At 61.7% G+C, this 23,593-nt stretch carries 20 protein-coding genes; 18 read left to right on the top strand and 2 right to left on the bottom strand.

Annotated features, from left to right (window positions below; all coding sequences use genetic code 11):
- Positions 1-148: 148 nt before the first annotated feature.
- The 8 genes from RQ479_RS21925 to RQ479_RS21890 all read left to right on the top strand — a co-directional run bounded on the left by RQ479_RS21925 (position 149) and on the right by RQ479_RS21890 (position 9,692).
- A complete protein-coding gene (locus RQ479_RS21925) occupies positions 149-547 on the top strand; it encodes a RidA family protein (protein WP_376702603.1) in 399 nt (132 codons plus the stop codon).
- A gap of 184 nt (positions 548-731) precedes the next feature.
- The gene (locus RQ479_RS21920; protein ID WP_376702602.1) at positions 732-2,156 is read left to right on the top strand and encodes a pyridoxal-phosphate dependent enzyme; all 1,425 of its coding nucleotides are present in this window, start codon (positions 732-734) and stop codon (positions 2,154-2,156) included.
- A complete protein-coding gene (locus RQ479_RS21915) occupies positions 2,153-3,334 on the top strand; it encodes a cystathionine gamma-synthase (protein ID WP_376702601.1) in 1,182 nt (393 codons plus the stop codon). Before RQ479_RS21920 ends, RQ479_RS21915 begins: the two co-directional genes overlap by 4 nt.
- A 261-nt stretch (positions 3,335-3,595) precedes the next feature.
- Positions 3,596-4,573 (top strand): GlxA family transcriptional regulator, encoded by a 978-nt coding sequence (locus RQ479_RS21910; protein ID WP_376702600.1) that lies wholly within the window; start codon positions 3,596-3,598, stop codon positions 4,571-4,573.
- Positions 4,574-4,880: 307 nt separating this feature from the next.
- The gene (locus RQ479_RS21905) at positions 4,881-6,185 is read left to right on the top strand and encodes a M24 family metallopeptidase (protein ID WP_376702599.1); all 1,305 of its coding nucleotides are present in this window, start codon (positions 4,881-4,883) and stop codon (positions 6,183-6,185) included.
- A gap of 20 nt (positions 6,186-6,205) precedes the next feature.
- Positions 6,206-6,883 carry an isochorismatase family protein gene (locus RQ479_RS21900; protein ID WP_376702598.1) on the top strand — a complete coding sequence of 226 codons (678 nt, stop codon included), beginning with the start codon at positions 6,206-6,208 and terminating at the stop codon, positions 6,881-6,883.
- Positions 6,884-6,899: 16 nt separating this feature from the next.
- Positions 6,900-7,907: an alpha/beta hydrolase gene (locus RQ479_RS21895; protein ID WP_376702597.1), complete on the top strand. Its 1,008-nt coding sequence runs from the start codon at positions 6,900-6,902 to the stop codon at positions 7,905-7,907.
- 144 nt (positions 7,908-8,051) lie between these two features.
- Complete coding sequence (locus tag RQ479_RS21890) at positions 8,052-9,692, top strand: ABC transporter substrate-binding protein (protein ID WP_376702596.1); 1,641 nt, start codon at positions 8,052-8,054, stop codon at positions 9,690-9,692.
- A 27-nt stretch (positions 9,693-9,719) separates the two neighbouring features.
- Here the strand turns inward: RQ479_RS21890 and RQ479_RS21885 are convergent, their stop codons facing one another.
- Positions 9,720-11,207, bottom strand: a complete 1,488-nt coding sequence (locus RQ479_RS21885; RefSeq protein ID WP_376702595.1) for a pyridoxal phosphate-dependent decarboxylase family protein — start codon at positions 11,205-11,207, stop codon at positions 9,720-9,722.
- Between the two features lie 25 nt (positions 11,208-11,232).
- Positions 11,233-12,318: a PLP-dependent cysteine synthase family protein gene (locus RQ479_RS21880; RefSeq protein WP_376702594.1), complete on the bottom strand. Its 1,086-nt coding sequence runs from the start codon at positions 12,316-12,318 to the stop codon at positions 11,233-11,235.
- A gap of 248 nt (positions 12,319-12,566) precedes the next feature.
- Here RQ479_RS21880 and RQ479_RS21875 point away from each other — a divergent pair, with 248 nt between their 5' ends.
- From RQ479_RS21875 to RQ479_RS21830, 10 genes are all read left to right on the top strand, one after another.
- Complete coding sequence (locus tag RQ479_RS21875; RefSeq protein WP_376705991.1) at positions 12,567-14,567, top strand: transcriptional regulator; 2,001 nt, start codon at positions 12,567-12,569, stop codon at positions 14,565-14,567.
- Positions 14,568-15,505: 938 nt separating this feature from the next.
- Positions 15,506-15,751 carry a hypothetical protein gene (locus tag RQ479_RS21870; RefSeq protein ID WP_376702593.1) on the top strand — a complete coding sequence of 82 codons (246 nt, stop codon included), beginning with the start codon at positions 15,506-15,508 and terminating at the stop codon, positions 15,749-15,751.
- 23 nt (positions 15,752-15,774) lie between these two features.
- Positions 15,775-16,122, top strand: coding sequence for an EF-hand domain-containing protein (locus RQ479_RS21865; RefSeq protein ID WP_376702592.1), 348 nt, complete (start codon positions 15,775-15,777; stop codon positions 16,120-16,122).
- A 51-nt stretch (positions 16,123-16,173) separates the two neighbouring features.
- Positions 16,174-16,584 (top strand): hypothetical protein, encoded by a 411-nt coding sequence (locus RQ479_RS21860; protein ID WP_376702591.1) that lies wholly within the window; start codon positions 16,174-16,176, stop codon positions 16,582-16,584.
- Between the two features lie 37 nt (positions 16,585-16,621).
- Positions 16,622-16,894 carry a hypothetical protein gene (locus RQ479_RS21855; protein WP_376702590.1) on the top strand — a complete coding sequence of 91 codons (273 nt, stop codon included), beginning with the start codon at positions 16,622-16,624 and terminating at the stop codon, positions 16,892-16,894.
- A gap of 285 nt (positions 16,895-17,179) precedes the next feature.
- The gene (locus RQ479_RS21850) at positions 17,180-17,629 is read left to right on the top strand and encodes a hypothetical protein (RefSeq protein WP_376702589.1); all 450 of its coding nucleotides are present in this window, start codon (positions 17,180-17,182) and stop codon (positions 17,627-17,629) included.
- A 213-nt stretch (positions 17,630-17,842) separates the two neighbouring features.
- On the top strand, positions 17,843-18,820 hold the full coding sequence (locus tag RQ479_RS21845; RefSeq protein WP_376702588.1) for a PDZ domain-containing protein: 978 nt from the start codon (positions 17,843-17,845) through the stop codon (positions 18,818-18,820).
- A gap of 39 nt (positions 18,821-18,859) precedes the next feature.
- Positions 18,860-21,169, top strand: a complete 2,310-nt coding sequence (locus tag RQ479_RS21840) for a lysozyme inhibitor LprI family protein (RefSeq protein WP_376702587.1) — start codon at positions 18,860-18,862, stop codon at positions 21,167-21,169.
- Between the two features lie 17 nt (positions 21,170-21,186).
- Positions 21,187-21,603 (top strand): lysozyme inhibitor LprI family protein, encoded by a 417-nt coding sequence (locus RQ479_RS21835; protein WP_376702586.1) that lies wholly within the window; start codon positions 21,187-21,189, stop codon positions 21,601-21,603.
- Positions 21,604-21,618: 15 nt separating this feature from the next.
- A complete protein-coding gene (locus tag RQ479_RS21830; protein ID WP_376702585.1) occupies positions 21,619-23,502 on the top strand; it encodes a M60 family metallopeptidase in 1,884 nt (627 codons plus the stop codon).
- The last annotated feature ends 91 nt before the right edge of the window (positions 23,503-23,593 follow it).

The following is a 23,593-nucleotide window of genomic DNA, read 5'->3' as shown; positions in this document are numbered from 1 at the left end:
GTTCACCCAGCGCCGGGTAGCATAGCGGAATCGGCGGCCGCAACGAACGAGATGGTGCGTTGAAACGGCCGCACGATTGCCGTCCTGTGCCGCGCGATCCTACGTGCGGCCGGGCGCGGGATAGTCTTCGTTGAGGAGGAAAAGTGCGGTGACCATCAAAAGGCTGAATCCAGAGGGCATGCACAGCAATCCGGCCTATTCGCAAGGCGTGTCTGTGCCGGCATCTGCGCGCATCGTGCTGGTCGGCGGCCAGAATGGTGTCGACGCGCAAGGCCGGATCGTCGCCAGGGACGATCTCGCTGCGCAGACCACTCAGGCGCTCTCCAACCTGGCAAAGGTGCTCGAAGCCGGTGGGGCAAAGCCTGAAGACCTCGTCAGCCTCTCGGTCTATATCGCCGGCGACCTGAACATAGGGCCGGCCTTCGGCGCCTGGATGGCCTTCTGGGCAAACCGTGGCGCGCCGCCGATCATCAAGGTGCTGCGCGTCGCCGGCCTCGGCAATCCGGATTTTCTGATCGAGATCGAAGCCCAGGCCGCGATCGCCTGAACCCCTAGCAGGTTCTGAAAATCTTGCCCTGCGTGGAGGCCGGCGAAGCTGTCGCGAAATTCCATTCCCCTGCTGGCGGCCGGATTGGCACGATCTATCTTCTTTCCAACTGCAAACGGCTGGAAAAGACGGTAGGTTGCCGTCTTCCAGGGCGGTTGCTCATTCTGGCAACGGAGCATCTGACATGAGCAAGCACAAGATCGTGGCACCGGACGATGCATCGTCCCGCCTGCGCCCGCCCTATGCCTCGGTTCTCGACCTGATCGGGCAGACGCCGGTCGTCGAGCTGACCAAATTCGACATCGGCAAGTGCCGGCTGTTCATCAAGCTCGAAAGCCAGAATCCCGGCGGCTCGATCAAGGACCGCATCGCGCTGTCGATGATTGCCGCCGCCGAAAAACAGGGCAAACTGAAGCCCGGCGGCACCATCGTCGAGGCGACCGCCGGCAATACCGGTCTTGGTCTCGCCCAGGTCGGCATCCCCAAAGGCTACCGCATCATCCTGGTCGTGCCCGACAAGATGTCGCGCGAAAAGATCCAGCATCTGCGGGCGCTCGGCGCTGAAGTGCGCATGACGCGTTCCGACGTCGGTAAGGGACATGCCGAATATTATCAGGACATGGCCGAAAAGATCGCCGCCGAGCTGCCCGGCGCCTTCTACGCCAACCAGTTTGCCAACCCGGCCAATCCGCTGGCCCACGAAACCACGACCGGGCCGGAAATCTTTCAACAGCTCGGAGGCGATGTCGATGCGGTGGTCGTCGGCGTCGGCTCCGGCGGCACGCTGACCGGGCTCGGCCGCTATTTCGCGAAAGTCTCGCCGAAGACTGAGATGATTCTCGCCGATCCGGTCGGCTCGGTGCTGGCGCCGCTGATCAAGACCGGCAAGATGGTCGAGGCCGGAAGCTGGACCGTCGAAGGCATCGGCGAGGATTTCGTGCCGCCCAATGCCGATCTGTCGCTGGTCAGGAAGGCCTATTCCATCCCCGACAAGCAGAGCATGCTTGCGGTGCGCGACCTGCTTTCGAAGGAAGGCATCCTCGCCGGCTCGTCCTCCGGTACGCTGCTTTCGGCAGCGCTTCGCTATTGCCGCGAGCAGACTGTGCCGAAGCGCGTCGTTACCTTCGTCTGCGACAGCGGCAACAAGTACCTGTCGAAAGTCTTCGACGATTTCTGGCTGGTCGAGCAGGGCCTTGCCGAGCAGGAGCAGCATGGCGATCTGCGCGACCTGGTCATGCGCACGCTCCGCACCGGCGATGTCGTGTCCGTCGGCCCCGACGAAAGCCTGCTCAACGCCTATGGCCGCATGCGCCGCTCGGATGTCTCGCAACTGCCGGTGCTGGACGAGGGCAAGCTCGTCGGCATCATCGACGAAAGCGATATCCTCGCCAAGGTCGAAGGCCCCTATGACAGCCGCTGGGATCGCTTCAAGGCCCCGGTCAGTACGGCCATGACCTCTTCCCTGCACACGCTGCAGGCCGGCCAGACGCTGGATGCGCTGCTGCCGGTGTTCGACCGCAACGAGGTCGCCATCGTCTTCGATGGCGACGAGTTCATCGGCCTGATAACCCGCATCGACCTGATCAACCATCTGAGGCGCGCCCGATGACCCCCAAAGCCACCGTATCGGGCAAAAACCGCCTCGCCTTCTCGACGCGCACCATCCATGGCGGCCAGAGCCACGACCCGACGACGGGCGCGGTGATGGTACCGATCTATGCCACCTCGACTTACGGTCAGCAGAGCCCGGGCGTGCACAAGGGTTTTGAATATGCCCGCAGCCAGAACCCGACCCGCTTCGCCTTCGAGCGCGCGGTGGCCGACCTCGAAAGCGGCGCAGCCGCCTTCGCCTTCGCTTCGGGGCTGGCGGCGATCGCAACCATTTTCGAACTGCTCGATTCAGGCGCGCATATCGTCGCCACCGACGACATCTATGGCGGGACGTTCCGGCTGCTGGAACGGGTGCGCAAGCGCTCGGCCAATTTGCAGGTCGACTTCGTCGACTTCACCGATCTTGCCGCGGTTGAGGCGGCGATCCGCCCGGAAACCAAAATGCTCTGGGTCGAGACGCCGACCAATCCGCTGCTGCGTGTCGTCGACCTCGAAGGTGTCGCAGCACTGGCCAGGCGCAAAGGCGTGCTCTCAGTCGCCGACAACACCTTCTGCAGCCCCTATCTGCAGCGGCCGCTAGAGCTCGGTATCGACATCGTGGTCCACTCGACGACGAAATACCTCAACGGCCATTCCGACATGGTCGGCGGCGTCGCCGTGGTCGGCGACAACAAGGATCTCGCCGACCGGTTGAAATTCCTGCAGAACGCCATCGGCGCCATTTCAGGGCCGTTCGACAGTTTCCTGGCGCTGCGCGGACTGAAGACGCTGGCGCTGAGGATGGAACGTCATTCGTCGAACGGCCAGAAGATCGCGCACTGGCTGGAAAGCCGCCCCGACATCCGCCGTGTCATCTATCCCGGCCTGCCCAGCCACCCGCAGCACGCCATCGCCAGGCGGCAGATGCACGCCTTCGGCGGTATGATCACCGTCGAGCTCGACCGCGACCTCGCCGGCACCAAACGCTTCCTCGAGCACACGCAACTGTTCACGCTGGCCGAAAGCCTCGGCGGCGTCGAAAGCCTGATCGAGCACCCGGCGCTGATGACGCACGGCTCGATCCCGGCGAAAAAACGCGCCGAGATCGGGATTTCCGATTCGCTGGTGCGCTTGTCGGCGGGGATCGAGGATGGCGACGATCTGATCGCGGATCTGGATCAGGCGTTGGCGAGTTGAGCCCGATAGCGAGACGTGGGCGGGACAGCGCCCCCCTCTGCCCTACCGGGCATCTCCCCCACGAGGGGGGAGATTGGCCGTCATCTTGCGCTTTCGCCAACCTCCAACGCTGAAACACGGGCGGGACGGCGACGCTGCCGATCTCCCTCCTTGTGGGCGAGATGTCCGGCAGGACAGAGGGGGGCGTGAAGGATCACCAAAGATCGGCGCTTACGCTGCTCCGTTGACCTTGGCGCCATCTGGCGAGATGGTAGTCTCCCTATGAACAACCGACAACGCAACCAACCAACGGCAAGCGACACCCCGCTCACCTTCGCCATCCTGGTCTTCCCCGGCTTTCCGATGATGGCGTTCAGTTCGGTGATCGAGCCGTTGCGTGCGGCGAATGTGCTGGCGAAGCGGGACTGCTATCGCTGGATCATCGTCGGTGCCACCGAAGGTCCGGTGGAGGCCTCGAACGGCGTCGTCATCCAGCCCGGCTTTGCCGCCCATGACGCGCCGAAGGTCGATCGCATCGTCGTCTGCTCGGGCGGCGATGCCGATCATCTCGTCGCGCACGATGCCGTGAGCTGGATCCGCAAGAACCTGCGCGGCGGCGCCCATATCGGTGCGGTGGCTGACGCGGCGTTCTTCCTCGCCCGCGCGGGCCTGCTCGACGGCCATGCCTGCACCTTGCACTGGACCAGCCAGGCGGCTTTCACCGAAGCGTTTCCGGATATCGAGCTGAGGCGCGATCTCTATGTCATCGACCGCAAGCGCTTCACTTCGGCCGGCGGCGTTGGCAGTCTCGACATGATGCTGGAAATCATCACCAACGACTATGGCGCCGAACTCGCGGCCGGCGTCGCCGAATGGTTCGTGCACAGCCCGCTGCGCTCCAGCGTCGACCGCAAGCTGATGCCGCTGCGCTTGCGCACCGGCGTGCAGAACGAACTGGTGCTGTCGGCCATCGCCATCATGGAGGATGCGGTCGAAGAGCGGCTCGGCATGGCGGAACTGGCGGGGCGGCTTGGTGTCTCCTCCGATAAGCTCGAACGCAATTTCCGCTCCGAACTCAGCATCTCGCCCAACGGCTATTATCGCCGCCTGCGGCTGAAGCGCGCCGCCGACCTCTTGGCGCACTCCAAGCTGATGGTGCGCGACGTGGCGCTCGCCTGCGGTTTTGCTTCGATGTCGAGTTTCGCCCGGGCGTTTCGGGAAGAGCATGGGCATGCGCCGAAGCTGATGCGGCGGCATTAGGGACTGCGCGCTGACGCGGCGCAACGACGGCGGGACAGCGCCCCCCTCTGGCCTGCCGGCCATCTCCCCCACTTGGGGGGAGATCGGCTCTCACCGCTGATTTCGCCAATTGCCAACGTTGCAAGAATGAGCGGAACGCCGAAGCCGCCAATCTCCCTCCTTGTGGGGGAGATGTCCGGCAGGACAGAGGGGGGCGCCGTAGAGCGCTACGGAAAGACTTCAAGCGGCGTCTGGCACAACGCTTGCGGGATTCCGCACAGCCTCCGCGCGATGCATGGCCCATCTTCCCCGCTTCCAGGAGGCACTCATGAGCATCGTCGTTTTTGACCCCGACAGCACCGAGGATGTCGACTTCAAGGACCGCATGCGCCATCCGGCGGCGGCGGACCCGGCCGGCGGCATGTGGCTGTCGGACACCGAGCCGTCCTTCATCGACGCCGACGCGCTGCGCAAGGGCCGGCTGGCCAGGCTGCGCGCCTGGATGCGCGAGGCCGGCTATGGCGGCGTGGTGCTGTTCGATCCCTACAACCAGCGCTACGCCACCGGCTCGCGCAACATGTTCGGCTATTTCCTGCGCAACTCGACGCGCTACTTCTTCATCCCGACAGAAGGGCCGATCGTGCTGTTCGAATATCCGCAGAGCTACCATGTCTCGATGGTGCTCGACACGATCGACGAGGCGCGTCCGTCCAAGCTGGTCTGGTCTTCGGTTTCGGGCCGTGACGACGAAACCGCCGGTCCGTTCGCCGACGAGATCGCCGAATTGCTCAAGTCGCATGGCGGCGGCTCGATGAAGCTCGGCCTCGACCGCTGCAGCCATCTGCAGGCGCTCGCGCTGGAAAAGCGCGGCTGCGATGTCCGCGATTGCCAGGGCGAGATTTTGGCGGTGCGCTCGGTCAAGACGCCCGAGGAAGTAAAATGCCTGCAGGTGTCGATGGCCGGCGCCGAAGCCGCGGTCTACGCGGTGCGCGAGGCAATCAAGCCCGGCGTTTCCGAAAACGAGCTGTTCGCCATCATGTATGGCGAGGTGATCCGGCAGGGCGGCGAGTTCATCGAAACCCGGCTGCTGACCTCGGGCCAGCGCACCAATCCATGGTTCAACGAGGCGAGCGGCCGTAAGATCAGGCCTGGCGAACTTTTGGCACTCGATACCGATACGATCGGCTGCTACGGCTATTATTCGGACTTTTCCCGCACCTTCCGCTGCGGCCCGGGCAAGCCGACGGATTATCAGAAGTCGCTCTACCGCATGGCGCACGACCAGGTTCAGCACAATATCGGGGTCGTCAGGCCCGGTATGGCGTTTCGCGAGATTGCCGATAAGGCCTGGAAAATCCCGGACCGCTTCGTCGACCAGCGTTATACCTCGGTCATGCACGGCGTCGGCATGCATGGCGAGACGCCGTTCATCGCGCATGCCATGGATTACGAGACCTATGGCCGCGACGGTGTCATCGTGCCCGGCATGGTGGTCAGCGTCGAAAGCTATATCGGCGAGAAAGGCGGCCGCGAGGGCGTCAAGCTGGAGGACGAAATCCTGATCACCGAGACCGGCACCGAGCTCCTGTCGCGCTTCCCCTATGAGGACGATTTCCTTGACAGGCACGTTTGAGTGCTGACAGGCAGTTTTGCATGAAAAGCCCGATCTCGATCAAGCGCGGCAAGGTGGCGGCGGTGTTCATCGATCTCCAGGAGGAGCATCGCCGGGACAAGCGCTATCTGGTCGAAGGCTATGGCGACATCCTCGCCAATGTCCAGCGGCTGCAGGAGGCGGCGCGGGCCAACAATGTGCCCCTTTACCACTGGGCCTATATCGTCGATCTCGCCACGGCGCGGCCGTTTCATCCGGTCGAGGCCAACGGCAAGTCGGCTTTCTCCGACAAGGACGATCCGCTGACCGCGATCTGTCCAGAGGTCGGCCCGGTGCCAGGCGAGACGATGCTGATCAAGACCGATGCCAGCGCCTTCCGCGCGGGGCCTGCCGCCGAGCGGCTGAAGGCCGACGGCATTGAGTGGCTGGTCGTTGCCGGCGTCTGGACCGAGGCCTGCATCGATGCCACCGTCAAGGATGCGGTGGCGCTCGGGTTTCGCGTGCTGCTGGTCAAGGATGCCTGCGGCAGCGGCAGCACGGCGATGCACCAGACGGCCATTCTCAATCTCGCCAACCGGCTCTATGGCGGCGCCGTCACCACCACTGACGGCGCCTGCCGGCTGCTGGCCGGCGAGACGGTCGAAGCCTGGCAGGTCGAGGGCTCGGTGCCGCTGCGCTTCAGCTATGAAAATGCCGCCCGCCTCTACGCCGAGCTCTGAGCGGGATCGCGCAGCGATGATCACCGAGGCCGAGCGACCCGAAACGAGAGAGCGCGGAAAGTACCAAACGCTGCTCGATCCGGAACTGTGGGCCTATATCGACCGGGTCAACGAGTGGTATCCGCCCGAAATCGTCTACATGCCGATCGAGCGGCAGCGAGCGGTCTATGATGCCATGTGCCGGGCGTTCCGCGAGCCCTATCCGTCCGGTGTCAGGGCCAGCGACAGCGCGGTTCCTGCCGGCGACCGTGCGATCCCGGTCCGGCGTTATCAGGTGGCAGGAACGGCGCCGCAAGCGATGGTTGTCTATTATCACGGCGGCGGCTTCGTCCTTGGCGGGCTCGACAGCCATGATGACATCTGCGCAGAGATTTGCGCCGGCACTGGCTTTGCCGTTCTGTCCGCCGACTACCGGCTGGCGCCCGAGCATCTGCATCCGGCGGCCTTCGACGATGCGTTGGCGGTATTCGAATGGGCTGCGACGACGACGGAACTGCCCATCGTGCTCTGCGGCGAAAGCGCCGGCGGCAACCTGGCCGCTGCGGTGGCACAGGCGACACGCCGCCATCCTCGCCATGCGATCGGCCAGGTGCTGATCTATCCCGAGCTCGGCGGTGACGAGCCAGACGGCCCCGAGCTGGACAGAAAAGAACGCACCGGCTCCTATTTCGAGCACGCCGAGGCGCCACTGCTGACATTGCGCGATGTCGAATTCTATCGGCATGTCCGCGCAGGCCCGGCGCAGTCGCCGGACGACCCGACATTTTCGCCGCTCGGCGATAGCGACTTCTCCGGCCTGCCGCCGACGGTCATCGTCACTGCCGAATGCGACCCGCTGTCGTCGGACGGCCAAGCCTATCGCGACCGCATCCTTGCCGTCGGCGGCAAGGCATGGTGGCGCGAAGAGCCGCGGCTGGTGCACAGTTTCCTGCGCGCCCGCAAGACCGTGCCGCGCGCCGGCGAGGCCTTTGATCGCATCGTGGCGGCAATAGCCGCGCTGGGCGGGGGTGACTGGCCGGAGTGACGCGGATCGTCCTCCAAGCTTCACTGTCGCGGAACAGCGCACAACACCTGCGGAAACCCGAACACTGCTTCGGTCAGGCCAGCCCTATCATCACACTACGTAGCCCGCATCCGCGATGCGCCGGCCCGACAGGGAGGATTTACGATGAAGTTCATGCTGACCGACCGGAAATTGCATCCGCAGGCCGAGCCCGTCGCCGACGGCTTCAAGAAAGGCCAGATGAACCGGCGCGAATATCTCGCCACCATGGCTGCGCTCGGCGTCAGCGCTGCCGGCGCACTGGCGCTGGGCGGGCTTGCGCCGTCACCGGCCAGGGCCGAGGAGCCGAAGCGCGGCGGCATCTTGCGTGTCGCCATGAACGTCAAGGGCTGGAAGGATCCGCGCACCTTCGACGGCGTCGAGATGTCCAACGTCGCCCGCCAGTGCAACGAATATTTGGTGCGCTGGAAGCGCGACTTCACCTTCGAGCCGTGGCTGCTCGAAAGCTGGGAGACCAGCGACGACGCACGCGTGCTGACCCTGCATGTCCGCAAGGGCGTCACCTGGTCGAACGGCGACACCTTCAACGCCGACGATGTCATCCATAATCTGACGCGCTGGTGCGATGCGTCCGTCGCCGGCAATTCGGTCGCCGCGCGCATGGGCGCACTGGTCAACGTCGATACCAAGAAGGTCGTCGACGGCGGCATCGAGCGCGTCGACGATTTCACCGTCCGGCTCAATTTGCCTAAGCCCGACATCTCGCTGATTGCCGGCATGGCCGATTATCCGGCGCTGATCATGCATCGCAGCTATGAAGGCGACGGCGATCCGCTGAAGGCATTGGCGATCACCACCGGGCCTTGCGAACTCGTCGCATGGGATGCCGAGGTCGGCGCCGAAGTCCGCCGCAAGGACAAGCCATGGTGGAAGGGCGAGTTCTATCTCGACGGCATCAAATGGGTCGACTACGGCTCCGATCCCAATGCCATGCTGTCGGCATTCGAATCGGGCGAGGTCGACACCGACCACGAAACCGCCTCCGACACGGTTTCGCAGACCGACTCCATGGGCCTGAGCAATTCGGAAATCGCCACCGGCTCGACCATCGTCGCGCGTTTCAATATCGGCAACCCGCCCTATGACAACATCAAGGTGCGGCGCGCCGCACAACTGGCCGTCGACAACGGCGCGGTGCTGAAGATCGGCATGGACAACCGCGGCAAGCCTGCCGAGAACCATCATGTCGGGCCGATGCATCCCGAATATGCCGATATCGGCCCGGCCGTCCGCAACACCGATCAAGCGAAGGCCCTGCTCGCCGAGGCCGGCAAAGCCGACCACGAATACGAACTCATCTCGGTCGACGTCGACTGGCAGAAGAGCACCGGCGACGCCATCGCCGCGCAGATGCGCGAGGCAGGGCTGAAGATCAAACGCACAGTGCTGCCGGCCGCGACCTTCTGGAACGACTGGAGCAAATATCCTTTCTCCTGCACGGAATGGCTCGGCCGGCCGCTCGGCGTCCAGGTGCTGGCGCTCGCTTATAAGTCTGGCGCCGCCTGGAACGAGAGCGCCTATGCCAATCCGGAATTCGATATTCTGCTCGACAAGGCGCTGGCAATGCCCGATCCCGGCGCCCGCAAGGAGCTCATGGCCAAGATCGAACAGAATTTGCGCGATTCCGGCATCATCATCCAACCCTACTGGCGCTCGGTCTACCGCACCTACCGCAAGGGCGTGCATGGCTGCGAGCAACACCAGTCGCTCGAGCAGCATTTCGAGAAGGTCTGGCTTGATGCCTAGTCTCGCCGCTCGACAGAAAGGCCGGCGTTAGCCGGCCACGCCCGTCCCTGAAATCTCCCGTCCAAGCCGAACCGTCTCCCGCACCAGCAGGTCCAGATCGTCGCGCCGGGTGCGGTGGTTGTTGATCGCCACCCTGAGGCAATGCTGGCCATGCACCGTCGTGTCGGAGATGGCGGCGATGCCTTCTTCCTGCAGCCTCAGCATGACCTCGGTATTGAGCGCTTTCAGTCGCTCAGCGTCCAACCCATCGGCGCGATAGCGAAAGCAGACGATGTTGATGTTCGCCGGCGCCACCAGTTCGAGCGCCGGTTCGGCCTCGATCAGCGCACCGAGATAATGCCCTTGCGCGATGTTCTGGTCGATCAGCCGGCCGAATTTTTCGATGCCGTGCTCTCGCAGCGCCATCCACACCTTCAGCGCCCGGAAGCCGCGCGTCGTCTGCAGGCCGTAATCGTGCAGCCATTGGCCGGACGCCAGGCCGCGCGGCGTCGGTTCCAGATATTCCGGCGTCACCGCGAACGTGCCGCGATGCGCGGAGGCATCCCGGATCAGCGCGCAGCCGACCTCGAAGGGCGCGTGCAGCCATTTATGCGGATCGAGCGCGATTGAGTGGGCGTGCTCGATGCCGGCAACGCGATGCGAATTGTCCGGGGCAATCGCAAGCAAGGCGCCGATGCAGCCGTCGACGTGAAACCACAGATCGTCTTGTGCCGCCAGGTCAGCTAGCGCCTGCAGATCGTCGATTGCGCCGGTGTTCACCGTGCCGGCCGTACCGATTACGCAGGCCGGCTTGAAACCGGCGTCACGGTCCTCGGCAATCGCCGCCCGCAACGCAGCGATGTCGATCCGCAGCCCGGTATCGCTCGGGATGCGACGCAGCGCCCGGTTGCCGAGGCCGAGCGCTTCCATCGCCTTGCGGTGGCAGGAGTGAAGCTGGTCGGAGCCGTAGAAACGCAGCGGCTTGTCGATGCCGGCAACGCCGTGCTCGCGTATGTCGATGCCGGCCTTGGCGTTGCGCGCCACGGTCAGCCCGATGATGTTGGCCATCGAGCCGCCGCTGACCAGCGTGCCGCTGGCCGATTGCGGAAAGCCCATCATTTCCTTGCACCAGTCGACGACCTGGTTGTCCATCAACGCGGCGGCATGGTTGCCGCCGCCGAGGTTGGAGCCCTGGATCGCGGCCAGGAAATCGCCGAGCGCGCCGGTGAAATTGCTCGAGCCCATATACCAGGACCAGAAGCGCGGATGGATGTTGCCCATCGGATAGGGCATCAAGCTCCTGGTTACTTCGCCATACACCTCGGCTAGCGGAGCCGGCGAACGCGGCAGGGGCGCCGTGAAGAAAGCCCTCACATCAACCGGCATCTCCTGCCACACCGGACGCTCTCTGACATCGCGCAGGTAAGCGACGGCATCATCCACGATCCGATGCGACAAGACCTGCACGTCGGCCCAGTTCGAGGGGTCAAGCGTTTCCTCGGTGGCCGTGACGGCCAGTCCAGGCTTCGTGTCCATGCAGGCCGCTCCCGATGTGCCGCCGTCACGCCGGAAACTGGCAGCCGGGCGTCGACTGCGAAAGCGCAGTCTCCTCGGCGTCCATCTCCGCCTCGATACCGTCGAACAGCGGCGTCGTCATGTAGCGTTCGCCGGTGTCGGGAAGCATGCACAGGATCACCGAGCCGGGCGCCGCCTTTTCCGCGATCTGCCGCGCCACAGCGAAGGTCGCTCCGCCGGAGATGCCGGTGAAAATGCCTTCCTTCTGCGCCAGCGCCTTGGCCCATTTCGTACCCTCGGGCCCGGCAATAGGCACCACCTCGTCATAGAGGCCGGCGTCGATCGCCTCCTGCAGCACGTCCGGAATGAAGTCGGGCGTCCAGCCCTGGATCGGATGCGGCTCGAACGCCGGATGGCTGGCGGCAGGCGCGCCGCCGGCGCCGCGCTGCTGCGGCTTGCCGCTGCCGATAAGCTGGGCATTGGCCGGTTCGGCGAGCACGATCCGGGTCTCCGGCCGCTCGCGGCGCAGCACGCGTCCGACGCCGGCGACGGTGCCGCCCGTGCCGTAGCCGGTGACGAAGCAGTCGAGCCGGGCGCCGGCGAAATCGTTGATGATCTCGCGCGCCGTCGTCGCTTCGTGAATGGCGGCATTGGCCTTGGTCTCGAACTGGCGGGCAAGGAACCAGCCATTGGCTTCGGCGAGCTCCACCGCCTTCTTGTACATGCCGAAGCCTTTCTGGGCGCGCGGCGTCAGCACCACCTTGGCGCCCAGCATGCGCATCAACTTGCGCCGTTCGACGGAAAAACTGTCGGCCATCGTCACCACCAGCGGATAACCCTTCTGCGCGCAGACCATGGCCAGCCCGATGCCGGTGTTGCCGCTGGTTGCCTCGACGATGGTCTGCCCCGGCTTCAGCGCGCCGCTGCGCTCACCCTCCTCGATGATGTTGAGCGCCAGCCGGTCCTTCACCGAAGCCGCCGGATTGAAGAATTCGGCCTTCACATAGATCGTCGCATGGGCCGGGCCGAGATTGTTGATCCGGATCACCGGCGTATCGCCGACCGTGTCGAGAATGCTGTCGAACAGGCGGCCGCGCCCGGCGGTGGTCCTGATTTTCTGTTGATGCAACATGTTGATCTCCTCGATCTGGTCATCATTGCTTGTGGTCACGCGCCGGTTACAGACCGGCGGATTGGGCGGCGAGGTTTCGAGACCTGGTCGCGCTACACTTGCCTCCCGGCAATGCCAGCATCCGGCGCGGGAATTCGCTGTCGGATGCGCCGTGTCGCGTTTGGTGATAAAACAAAGGCCGACTGGCCAGCGTGGGAGCAGGCGTGGAAACTTACGTGGAATCCGCCCGATCGAGCCTCGGCGGCGAGATGGCCGGTCTTTCCGTGCGTCTGCTCGGACCGCTGACGATCGCACGCAACGGCATCATCATCCAGCTCCCAAAATCGCGCAAGCTGTGTGCGCTACTCGCCTATCTGGCGCTGGCGCCGCATCCGGTCGGCCGCAGCCGCCTCTGCGAGCTTTTGTGGGATGTGCCGAACGACCCGCGCGGCGAGCTTCGCTGGTGCCTGAGCAAGCTTAGAGGCATCCTCGATGAACCGCATCATCGCAGGGTCGAGACACCAGGCGACACGATCGCGCTTAATCTGAGAGGTGCTTCCGTCGACGCTGTCGACATAGCCTCGGCCGCCGCCAAGGGCGTTGAGACGCTCGGTCTAGAGCGGCTGCAGGCTCTTTCGGGAATGTTCGCCGGCGATTTTCTCGATGGGCTGGAGATCGACCGCAGCCCGCATTTCAACAGTTGGCTGATCGCTCAGCGCCGCCGCTTCGGCTTTTGGCACGCCGCAATCCTGGAACATCTCGTCAACAAGCTTCCCGCGGATGCCGACGAAATGTCTTCGCATCTGGACAAGTGGCTGGAACTCGCTCCATTCGACGGGCGCGCGCATGTGGCTCTTCTGACCAGGCTGGCGCAGCGCGGCCAGTTTGGCGCGGGCGAGGAACATCTCGCTTCCGCGGCGCAGCTGTTTGCTTCGGAGGATCTGGATTTCGGACCCGTTCGTGAGGCATGGCGGACCATCCGCGGCGAACGACCCGCAGCGACGCTCTGGGCGCGACCTCCACTCGTACCCGCGGCTCCCCACGCGTCAATTATGCTTCCCCATTCCGATGCTGCTGCACCGCGGAAAGCTTCGCTTGCGGTGATGCCGTTCGTCGAGGGAGCCGATTGTCCTGGCGGCCCGCGCGGTGGATTGGCCGACGGCCTGACCCACGACATCATCACCCGCCTGGCCAAGCTCAGGGACTTTTTCGTCATCGCGCGCGGCTCGGTGTTTGCGCTCGCCGAAAAAAAAATTGCGCCGGAAGATGCCGGCCGGCGGCTCAACGTCGACTATGTCGCCACCGGCACCGTGCGCTGCCAGGCCGGCCGCGTCACCGTCGCGGTCGAACTGGTCGAAGTGCGCACGGCCAGGATCGTCTGGGCCGAGACGTTCGAGCGCAGGCCGGACGACATCTTTGCCGTGCTCGACGATATCGGCAACAGCATCGTCTCGTCGATCTCGGCCGAGATCGAGACGGTCGAGCGCAACCGCGCCATGCTGAAGGCGCCCAATTCGCTGAACGCCTGGGAAGCCTACCACCGGGGCCTCTGGCACATGTATCGCTTCACCCGCACGGAAAACGAGCAGGCCCGGCATTTCTTCGACATAGCCTTGAAGCTCGATCCGACCTTCGCCCGCGCCTATGCCGGGCTCTCCTTCACCCATTGGCAAAATGCCTTCCAGCGCTGGGGCGACCGCGACCAGGAAAGCGCCCTGGCCTTCGAGGCAGCCGGCCAGAGCCTGCTCGTCGACGATCACAATCCGGCCGCTCACTGGGCCATGGGGCGGGCGCTGTGGCTGCGCGGCGAGCAGGACGGCTCCCTCATCGAGCTGGAACGCGCCGTCGACCTCAGCCCTAATTTCGCGCTCGGCCACTATGCGCTGTCTTTCGTCCACTCGCAGTCGGGCGACCCGCAGGCCGCGATCGGCTCGTCCGACCATTCCAGGCATCTGAGCCCCTTCGATCCGCTGCTGTTCGGCATGCTGGGCGCCAGGGCGATGTCGCATGTCCGGCTCGGCCAGTTCGACGAGGCCGCCGAATGGGCACTGAAAGCAGCCGCGCGTCCCAACGCGCATGCCATCATCCTGGCGATTGCCGCGCATTGCCTTGCGCTGGCGGGGCGGCTGGACGAGGCACGAAGTTTCGCCGCTGCGCTGCGCAAGATGCTGCCGAACTACAGCGCCGACGATTTCATCGGCACCTTCCGCTTCGAGCCGGACGCCGAGGCGCTGTTCCGGCAAGGTGCCAGGGGGATCGGGCTGGGGTGAGGCAAGGCGCGCGGTTAACCAGGCCTCCGAACCGCTCATCGCGGCTGGCCGCTCCAAACATCGTCATGTCAGCAGCCAAGGCGCGCCGTCAGATTGGTTGCGAATTCGTCGACCAGAGCGGATCAGACGGGCTCAACCGATTTGACGTTGCCGTCGGTGTCCACGAGGCAGCACCAGCCCCATCTTCCGACTGGCGACTGCTGAAGGTGCAGCACTGCGTTCGTCAAAGAGAGCACCTTCACGTGCCGCCCTACCAGGCTACTTGATGACAATCCGGCTGGGAAGATGCTCACAACGCGGCCGCGGCGCCCCCCACTGCGCCTCCATGCGGCTCGCCGCAGCGTTGAAAAAACTCGAATAAGTGAGCAGCGTTTCTTTCGACCTGCGCAACTGGGTGGGCTCGGTCAAAAAAAGATACCGACAATAGATCAGGATACAGGCAATCGTATAAGAAGCGATTTCGCCATTGGCTTTTTTCGATCTGCGTAAATGCATAACAACGTGGTATATTACTTGTAACAACATACAGCCAATGGAATAAAGTCGATTTTCTGTGCTGGTACATTGCTGTGAAGAGAATTTCAGTATCTGCTAAGATAGCCGGCATTGGTTCTGAATTATTAAGCATTTGCAAAATTCAACCCGCGATACTGCAATTTTTCCTTGCCATACGCCGACTTCGGATGCAACTTTCTGGCAACAGCAGCCGCGTTAGTTGGTTGCTGGCATGCTTGGGCGGACGGGCGCGAAGCATGGAGAGGGAAATCGATATTCGCTAATGCGGCCCCCCGTGGGGAGCGTTTCCCCTCGACGTAAGAGATCACGACAGCCAGCGACGAAGTCTTCGAATGCATGGGCCACGGTCTGGCTCTTTCGAGGCCGGCGAAGCTCTGTCCTCCGCGGATGGCACCAATCAGCAATCAGATCAGGAAAGAGCGATGAGGAAATCAACCTTGGCAATCGTGCTCGCGGGCACTTTCGCGCTTACGGCGTGCCAGTCGTCATCCAACCCGGAAGTTCAGGCGCGCAACAGCGAGTTCGGCTGTATCGCCGGTACTGTCGGTGGCGCGATCGTGGGCGGCCTGATCGGCAGCACCATTGGTGGTGGAACCGGACGTGTGATCGGTTCCGCGATTGGCATCGGCGGTGGTGGCTACCTCGGCAATCATCTTGCCTGCGGCTGAGACGAGAAGAAAGGGACAAGACAATGAAATCCATAATCGCGACCACAGCTTCCTTGCTCCTGCTTTGCGCCGGCGCGGCCACGGCACAGCAGTCCATGTACGAGGGTCACCAAGACCAACTTGATACCGATGACAACGGCGCGGTGAACCGACAGGAGTATCAGGCCTTCATGACCAGGGCCTTCGAAAAGCTGGACGCCGATAATAACGGCGCTCTCAGCCAAGCCGAAACCGCCGACGTCCTGAACGCCGATCAGTTCGCAGCGACCGATGCGAACGGGAACGGCCGTGTCAGTCGGGACGAATTCATGAAGCGGGTGATGAAGGACTTCGCGGCGGCCGATAAGAGCGGGGACCGCCGCCTGCAATAGTCTTCGGATACGAACGATCCCCCAGCCGCCAGGCAGTCGGAGGAATGAACCATGAAATTCGTAATCTATGCGACCCTGGCCACTGCTTTGATGGCGATCGCCGGATGTACCGCCGACGACGGCTACGATGGCTGCCGCGGGTCGGGCTGCCTGGTTGATCGGCCTCATAAACGGGACCGAAAGATTGATGACCGGCCGCAGTTCGACAGGAATGGCAATCCCAACTTCGATACGCGGGGCCGTTACATCGGCTGCCGTGGGCTGGGGTGTAAAGTCGACGATCCTGATGACGGGGATCAAAGCATCGACGACAGACCGCAGTACGACAAGGAAGGCAATCCCAACTTCGATACCCAAGGCAACTACCAGGGCTGCCGCGGCATCGGCTGCGAGGTCGATGCGCCAGACGATGACAGGTCATCGGACGACGATAGTTCATCGGGCGATGACGATTCCGATTGATGGCCCCTGCAACGAACAAGGAAGAGGATAGCCACTCATGTCTGAATTGAACGGTCTCATCCGTCGGCGTGCCAAAATCGTCATGGTCGGCCTTGCGGGGCTGGGAATGACGCTGACGTCCGCTTTCGCCGCGAATAGCGCCTGTGACGGTGTAAAGGTCGAAGTGACGAAGGCGCGCAAGCAGGAGTATGCCCCTCTCGTCGTCTCGGCGTTGGACAAAAAGGTTCAAGCCCGCTCAGGCGAAGTTCATCACGATCATGGAGAGCGGCAGTTGGAGTGCCGCCTACGTCTCCACGCCGGTGAGCGATGACGGCGTGATGTTCTTCCAGACAGTCAACGGAAAGAAGCAGTTTCGCGACGTATGGGGCGGCTATGCCGACCCATCGGAAAGCCTGAACTCGTATCCTGGGCAAAGAAACTCGGAGCGCCGCAAGACCTGGCAAAGTGTTTTGCCGACGAAGTTACGGAATGACGGTGATGATCGCTGGCGATCGCCGCGGTGGCGCCAGCATACCAGATGGCATCGAAAAGGCATGGATCAGCAGATCAAGGACTGCATGACGCCAAGGGTTCACACAATAAGGAGGTTCGAACAATGGCCAGAAGACGCGCTTTTCTGTTTGCGTTGGGGCTGATCTCAGCAATCGGTGCCGGTTCAGCGTCCGCTCAATCGGCTGCGGAGGTGAACGGCAATCTGGACACGCTGTTCGGAAGTCATGCGCCGTACCAGACCTTCTTCGACAAGTTGAAAAAAGCGGTCGGTTCCGATGACAAGGCGACCGTTGCCGCAATGGTCGCCTACCCGTTCCAGGCCCGCATCAAGGGAAAGGCCCTGAAGATCAAGGATCAGAAGCAGTTCTTGACCGATTACGACCAGATTATCACCCCGAAGGTGAAGGCTGCTGTGACCAAGCAAACCTACGCGACGCTTTTTGCGAACTGGCAGGGCGTTTCCATCGGCGATGGAGAAATCTGGTTCAGCGGCATTTGCAGCAACCAAGCCTGCGAACAGCAGACGATCAGGATCACCGCCATTAACGACTGATGTCGATAGAGGAAGGAAGGCCGGTGTTCATTTCCCGCAACAGGGTTCAGCCCTTCACGACGATCAGAAAAGCGGGGCCTCGATCTCGACATGACTGAGACCGCAGCCTTGGGCGTCTCCTATCGGGGCCAGTTCGGGCGTCCACGAGAACGGCTTCAACCCAAGCTCGACGTCTTGTTCTAGCTACCGGCGCCTGCGGAAGGATGTAGAAAAATGCTCGCTCTTCGAAAATCCAGACTGATCGTGCAGTTCGCCCGTGCGTTGGGAACTTCAGTGAAAATGGTGGCTGTCGTCAGCGTTGCCGTCCCGCAGACGATCAATATTGCCTATGCCAGCAAGTATGATCTGCCGAAACCCTATGTCTCCAGGGCTCTTGATGCGGTTCTGATACCGATCGATCATGCCTCTCGCCACCGCTACCAGATCCCGCCCAAACTTCGCGGGGTGTATGTTTTGGCCGTTTCACCGCACGGCGTCGCCGCACGGCAAGGCATCCGGCCGGGTGACGTGCTTGCCACAGTGCGGCATCAACCGATTTCGACGCCGACCGATGTCGACAGACTCGTTTGGGCCGCTCTTGCCGTGAGCGCCACCAGTTTCCTGTTTGGCGTGAACCGCGGCACAGAAGTCGCCGATGTCGTCGAGGTCAACACCAACATCACCGTCAACAATTTCAACACCAACGTCTCGGTCAACAACATCTCGCAATGGACGAGCGTCGACAACCATGAGGAGTGGACGCAGATCGTCGATCAGTATGACGACGAGATGGAGACAAGTCTCAATGACACGAGCTATCGCGAAGACGACTCGCAGCCCGGCGACAGCAGTCCAGACGCCAACGCGACTTCCGATGCGGATGACGATTCCGACGATAACGACGCGGATACCGATGGCGATAGCTCGGACGACAGCACCGACGACGACAGTTCCAATGATCAGGACGATTCGAGCGATCAGAATGACGATGATGGCGATGACGACAACAACACCGACGACGATAGCTCGGATGACAATACCGACGACAATAATTCCGGTAATCAGGACGATTCGACCGATCAGAACGACGACGAAGACTCAACGGGCGATGACCAGGACAGCACCGACACCGACGACGATAGCACGAATGACGATGCGTCGGATGACAATACCGGCGACGCTGACGGATCGGACGATGACGATGCCAACTAGCAGCCGACCGGGCCGGCGGTTCTAAACAGGGGGCAACCGATGAAGACCGTGATGCTGACCGCTGCCATGGTTCTGGCCATGCCGGGTTTCGCATTTGCCCAGGACAAGTGCGCCGCCAAGGATCAGGCCGCCCCGAACGCGTGCGCCGATGCCGCGTCCAGGAAATCCGACTACAAGCTCAACGAGCTTTACCAGCAGATCGAAGCCCGCCTGAAGGACGATGCGGATACCAAGGCGCTTCTCGTTCAAGCACAGCGCGATTGGGTCAAATTTCGCGACGCGGAGTGCAGTTTCCAGACCGCGGGAGCGGCTGGAGGAAGCGTAGCTCCAACGCTCATTGCGAGTTGCTTGGACAGCCTGACGCAATCCCGGGTCAAGGACTTCGAGGCTTACCTGAAATGCCAGGAAGGCGATCCGAGCTGCCCCGGTCCGGCAGCGAACACATCACCTGCCGTACCTGCCGTGGCCGATGAGAACGGCCAGACCGGCCTTGCCCAGGCTGCCGACCCGATACCCATTCCATTGCAACATGTCAGGGACTACGGAACCGACAGTGATGAAGTCATCTATCACAAACTCGGGATCGTGGTGGGCATCAATGGTGCCAAGCCTCGTCTGTACGAATTCGACACCGGGTCGGATGAGTTCAACGCGGAGATCGATTCGAGTGTCCCCGGCATAAAGCCGGTGCCCGGCAGCAAGCCTGAAATGTACCCCTATGGAGACGGCACCTATGGCGATTGGGTACAACAGGCCCGTTTCGACAGCCTGTCCTATTACGATCCGGATGATCCCTCAAAACCTGTCGTAACCCTCGACGGCGGCTTTGGCGCTGCTCGGGTGGTGGATTACGTCTACACCAAGGGTTTCGGCGACCTCGAGGATTTGAAATTGACGCAAAAGCCCGTGGGCTACCATGGCGACACGCCGGTCTATGCGGATCTTAATGCTCGCGAGAGCATGCAGAACGGCGAACCCGGTGGTTCGACGACGTTTTACGGCATCTTTGGAGCTGGCGATTTTATCTTTGCAGGAGACCAGACCACTGCCCCCGGCAGTCAAACCCAAAGCGGCTATGTGGTCTCCGCCAATGCAAATCTTGGAAAAAAGAAGACCACACCGGGCTGCGTTCCCTGCCTAACGCTGAATTTGTCCCCCAGTCTGAGGTCTCAGTTCACGGCCCTGACCCCGTGGGGCAAGCTGGACTACAAAGACGCTCAGAGGAAATTTCCACGATCAGGCGCGAACGCATCCAATGAGTTAGAAGGGTCTTACCGTTATACAATTTCTTTTGATCATAAGGGAAAGAAGCAATCGGTTGATTTCAGTGGGCCTGTTTTATTGGATACAGGAACGTCGACCTTTGTCTCCATTACCTCAGAAGAAGGTTTAAATAAGCTTCGATCGAGAGGATTCGAGCTTAATGAATATAATTCAACTATAAGCAATTTTAAGTTTTTGGGATTTGAAGATAGTTTCAACAACAATGAATACAGTGACATCGTTATCGATCGCCAAAGCAATGAGGGTGACGGCAATGGAGTTACTGTCGGCATACCCTTCTTTCAGTCCAACTCCGTAATGTATGATCTGGAAAACAGGACGACCGCATATTCACCCTATTTTGTCAGCGCTGCTAACTTCACGACAGACGCGGCTGCCGAGGATCAAGTGCAGCTGAATCGCGCGACCAGCGCTGCTGGAAGCAAAGGATGGCTCGGACTAGCCGGCATCATCTCCGGCGCCGGCGACTTCACGATCGAGAAGGACGCCGACGTGCGCATGACCGGGGCCAATACCTACACCGGCACAACCCATATCGCGGCCGATGGGTATCTTACTCTGGCCGGGCCGGGCAGCATTGAGCATTCCTCGCGCGTCATGGTCGACGGTGTGCTCAACATCGATCAGAAAGGAAACCACCTGAAGCCCTGGGGCGTGGCGCACTCCACGAACGATACGGCCATTCGCAACCTTAGCGGTAAAGGCAATGTCTATCTGGGTGCGGGCAGACTGATCCTGACAGAAGCCAACGGGCAATTTGATGGCACCATAGCGGACTTTGATGACGCCGGCGGCATGAGCGGCGGCCTCGTTGTCGCCGGCGGCAAGCTGACGCTGAGCGGCAGGAACAACTATTCCGGCGTGACGGAAGTCGCGTCAGGGGCGCAGTTGCGCGTGACCGGCTCGTTGACCGGTGACATTTCCGTCTCGGGATTGCTTGTCGTTGACGGGGAGGTCTCCGGCAAAGTCACGGTCAAGGAAGGCGGCAGGCTGACCGGCTTAGGAAAGCTCGGCAGCGTCATGGTCGCCGAAGGTGGCAAAGCTGATCCAATGAAAACCAGATAATCGGGAAAGGGAAATCGATGAAAACCGCAATTCTGACTGCTGCCGTGGTTCTGGCCATGCCGACTTTCGCCTTTGCCCAGGACAAGTGCTACGCCGCTGCCAAGGATCAGGCCTCCCTGAACGCGTGCGCCGATGCCGCGTTCAAGAAATCCGACAAGAAGCTGAATGAGCTTTACCAACAGATCGAAGCCCGCCTGAAGGGTGACGCGGATACCAAGAAGCTTCTCGTCCAGGCACAACGGGATTGGGACAAATTTCGCGACGCCGAGTGCAGTTTCCAGACCGCGGGAGCTGCCGGAGGAAGCGTAATGCCGATGCTCACCGCGCAGTGCATGGACAGCCTGGCGCAATACCGGGTCAAAGCCTTCGAGGGTTACCTGAAATGCGGCAAGCAGGGCGATCCGATGAGTTGTCCCGTCCCGGCCGCGAATTGACACGTCGGTGTCGGGATGAAGACCTTCATCGTATCTGGAGCGCACTTGATAGCCGGGCTCTTGCTGGCGGCAATTGTTACGGCCGCAGGTGCCGCTGAGATCCCCAACGGGGACTATTACATCGTCGCGAAGCATTCCTACAAAGCGCTCACCGCCTTTGAAGACAGGCATGGCGAGATCGTGCTTGGTCAGTCCGCTCGCAAACCCAAGGATGGTCCCGCGCAGCTGTGGACCATCACCAGGGCGACCGGAGAAACGAACGGCGCAACCTATCAAATCCGGTCTCGACGATACGGAACGTATCTTGCCGGGGGCGACGAAGACGAAAACGGGAATACGAGTGTCGTCCTCAAGGACGAGCAGTCCGCTGAGGGGCAGGCATGGCGCTTCAAGCCGCATCTGAACAGCTACGGCATCGAGCTGGATGACAGCGGCACGACGCTCAACGTCAGGGCCAATGAACGTGCGGACGACGCTCGGATCATCGTCTATGACGCCAGCCTGGACGACAATGCCCAGTGGTTGCTTTATCCGGCCGGCAATGGCGACCGACCGGCAACGGCGTCGGCAGCGGTGTCGGAATTCGACAACCTGAACAAACGCTATCGCCTCGCTCCGATGCCTGCAGCCACACCCGAGGCCAATAGGCTGAGACGCACGAAGCTGATGGACGATCAGCCAAGCGGTGTGTTCGTGAAAAAGGGAGAGGCAGTATCGGTTACGGCCGAAGGCCTGCCGCCTTCCCCCGACGGCTTGATGATCATGATCGGCCCGATTAACAGCTTCTATGACGAAAGACCCCAGGATGACCCGCAATTGGTCATTGCCAAGGAAGGGCGCACCGACTTCACGGCGAAGCGCGACGGGCTGATCTATTTCCGCTACGCCTACAGCGGCTTCAGTGCGGCTCTTCCTCCGATCGACGTGGCAATCGTGCGCGGCGGCAGTTCGATCCCCCTCTACGTCAAGGGAAAAACAAGCTTCGAAGACTGGCGTAAAATGCTCACCGACATGCCCGGTGCGCCATTCGTCGAGATGATAAGCGAGCGTGTTGCCATCACCGCGACCCGCAAAGTCTATATGAGGGCGCCTCAGGACGACCCTGCGGAAATTCTCGACACCCTCGAGCAAATTCTAGGCTGGTACGATGCGCTATCCGGCCTCGACGGTTCCTCCAAACTTCATCGGGCATCCCGTTTGCGCATGCACTATCAGCAGGACACGGTGACACCGGCGAAGGTCTTCGACGACGGCATATACATGTACGCAGGCAACTATTTTATAGGTGTCCCCGGCAGCAACATGGGTGATTTGCTGGACGTGAATAAGCTGCGGCAAGCGTGGTCGATCTGGCATGAAACCGGCCATATGTACCAGCAGCAAGATTGGACCTGGGGCGAGATTGTAGAAACTACGGTCAATATCTACTCGCTCAACGCCCAGGCACATTTTGGCCATCCGTCCCGCTTGAAAGAGCGCGATGACTCTACTGGCAAGACGCCGCTGGATCTGGCGGCGCGATATCTGGCGCGGAAGACGCGCGATTTCGACAATGAAAAACAGATGCGTATCAGCGCGGATGACGACGATGAGCTTTGGGCGCGGCTGGTCATGTTCGATCAATTGCGCCGGGGTCTCGGCGAGGATTTCTATCCGAAGCTTCACCGATATTATCGCGAGCATCCACTGGATGATGCCAATGAGCAGGATGCGGTCAAGGTACAAACCTTCATCCTGCGTGCCAGTACGGTCGCAAATCAGGACCTGACCCGGTTCTTTTCCGATTGGGGGCTGCACATCGAGCAGGAAACCGCCGACAGATTAAAGCGTTTGAACCTGCCTCCAGCAGATTCTCAACTGTCGCGCGTTGCTCTGAATGTTGCATCGCGAGGAAATTGAATGATTCAGCCGGCGGCGAGCGCGATGTCGGCATCTGATATGAAGCATGCGCGGGGCATCATCATTGAATGAGGGACCCGAAGGAGGTGGA

Origin of the sequence: Mesorhizobium sp. ISC25 (genome assembly GCF_042295465.1) — a bacterium.
Taxonomy (GTDB): domain Bacteria; phylum Pseudomonadota; class Alphaproteobacteria; order Rhizobiales; family Rhizobiaceae; genus Mesorhizobium.
The sequence above is the reverse complement of the archived record's forward strand: the minus strand, read 5'-3'. Positions and strand labels throughout refer to the sequence as shown.

Coding starts and splice junctions, on each gene's coding strand:
- RQ479_RS21920 (WP_376702602.1), top strand. CDS start 732: ATGAGCAAGCACAAGATCGTGGCACCGGACGATGCATCGTCCCGCCTG.
- RQ479_RS21915 (WP_376702601.1), top strand. CDS start 2,153: ATGACCCCCAAAGCCACCGTATCGGGCAAAAACCGCCTCGCCTTCTCG.
- RQ479_RS21910 (WP_376702600.1), top strand. CDS start 3,596: ATGAACAACCGACAACGCAACCAACCAACGGCAAGCGACACCCCGCTC.
- RQ479_RS21905 (WP_376702599.1), top strand. CDS start 4,881: ATGAGCATCGTCGTTTTTGACCCCGACAGCACCGAGGATGTCGACTTC.
- RQ479_RS21900 (WP_376702598.1), top strand. CDS start 6,206: ATGAAAAGCCCGATCTCGATCAAGCGCGGCAAGGTGGCGGCGGTGTTC.
- RQ479_RS21895 (WP_376702597.1), top strand. CDS start 6,900: ATGATCACCGAGGCCGAGCGACCCGAAACGAGAGAGCGCGGAAAGTAC.
- RQ479_RS21890 (WP_376702596.1), top strand. CDS start 8,052: ATGAAGTTCATGCTGACCGACCGGAAATTGCATCCGCAGGCCGAGCCC.
- RQ479_RS21885 (WP_376702595.1), bottom strand. CDS start 11,207: ATGGACACGAAGCCTGGACTGGCCGTCACGGCCACCGAGGAAACGCTT.
- RQ479_RS21880 (WP_376702594.1), bottom strand. CDS start 12,318: ATGTTGCATCAACAGAAAATCAGGACCACCGCCGGGCGCGGCCGCCTG.
- RQ479_RS21875 (WP_376705991.1), top strand. CDS start 12,567: ATGGCCGGTCTTTCCGTGCGTCTGCTCGGACCGCTGACGATCGCACGC.
- RQ479_RS21870 (WP_376702593.1), top strand. CDS start 15,506: ATGAGGAAATCAACCTTGGCAATCGTGCTCGCGGGCACTTTCGCGCTT.
- RQ479_RS21865 (WP_376702592.1), top strand. CDS start 15,775: ATGAAATCCATAATCGCGACCACAGCTTCCTTGCTCCTGCTTTGCGCC.
- RQ479_RS21860 (WP_376702591.1), top strand. CDS start 16,174: ATGAAATTCGTAATCTATGCGACCCTGGCCACTGCTTTGATGGCGATC.
- RQ479_RS21855 (WP_376702590.1), top strand. CDS start 16,622: ATGTCTGAATTGAACGGTCTCATCCGTCGGCGTGCCAAAATCGTCATG.
- RQ479_RS21850 (WP_376702589.1), top strand. CDS start 17,180: ATGGCCAGAAGACGCGCTTTTCTGTTTGCGTTGGGGCTGATCTCAGCA.
- RQ479_RS21845 (WP_376702588.1), top strand. CDS start 17,843: ATGCTCGCTCTTCGAAAATCCAGACTGATCGTGCAGTTCGCCCGTGCG.
- RQ479_RS21840 (WP_376702587.1), top strand. CDS start 18,860: ATGAAGACCGTGATGCTGACCGCTGCCATGGTTCTGGCCATGCCGGGT.
- RQ479_RS21835 (WP_376702586.1), top strand. CDS start 21,187: ATGAAAACCGCAATTCTGACTGCTGCCGTGGTTCTGGCCATGCCGACT.
- RQ479_RS21830 (WP_376702585.1), top strand. CDS start 21,619: ATGAAGACCTTCATCGTATCTGGAGCGCACTTGATAGCCGGGCTCTTG.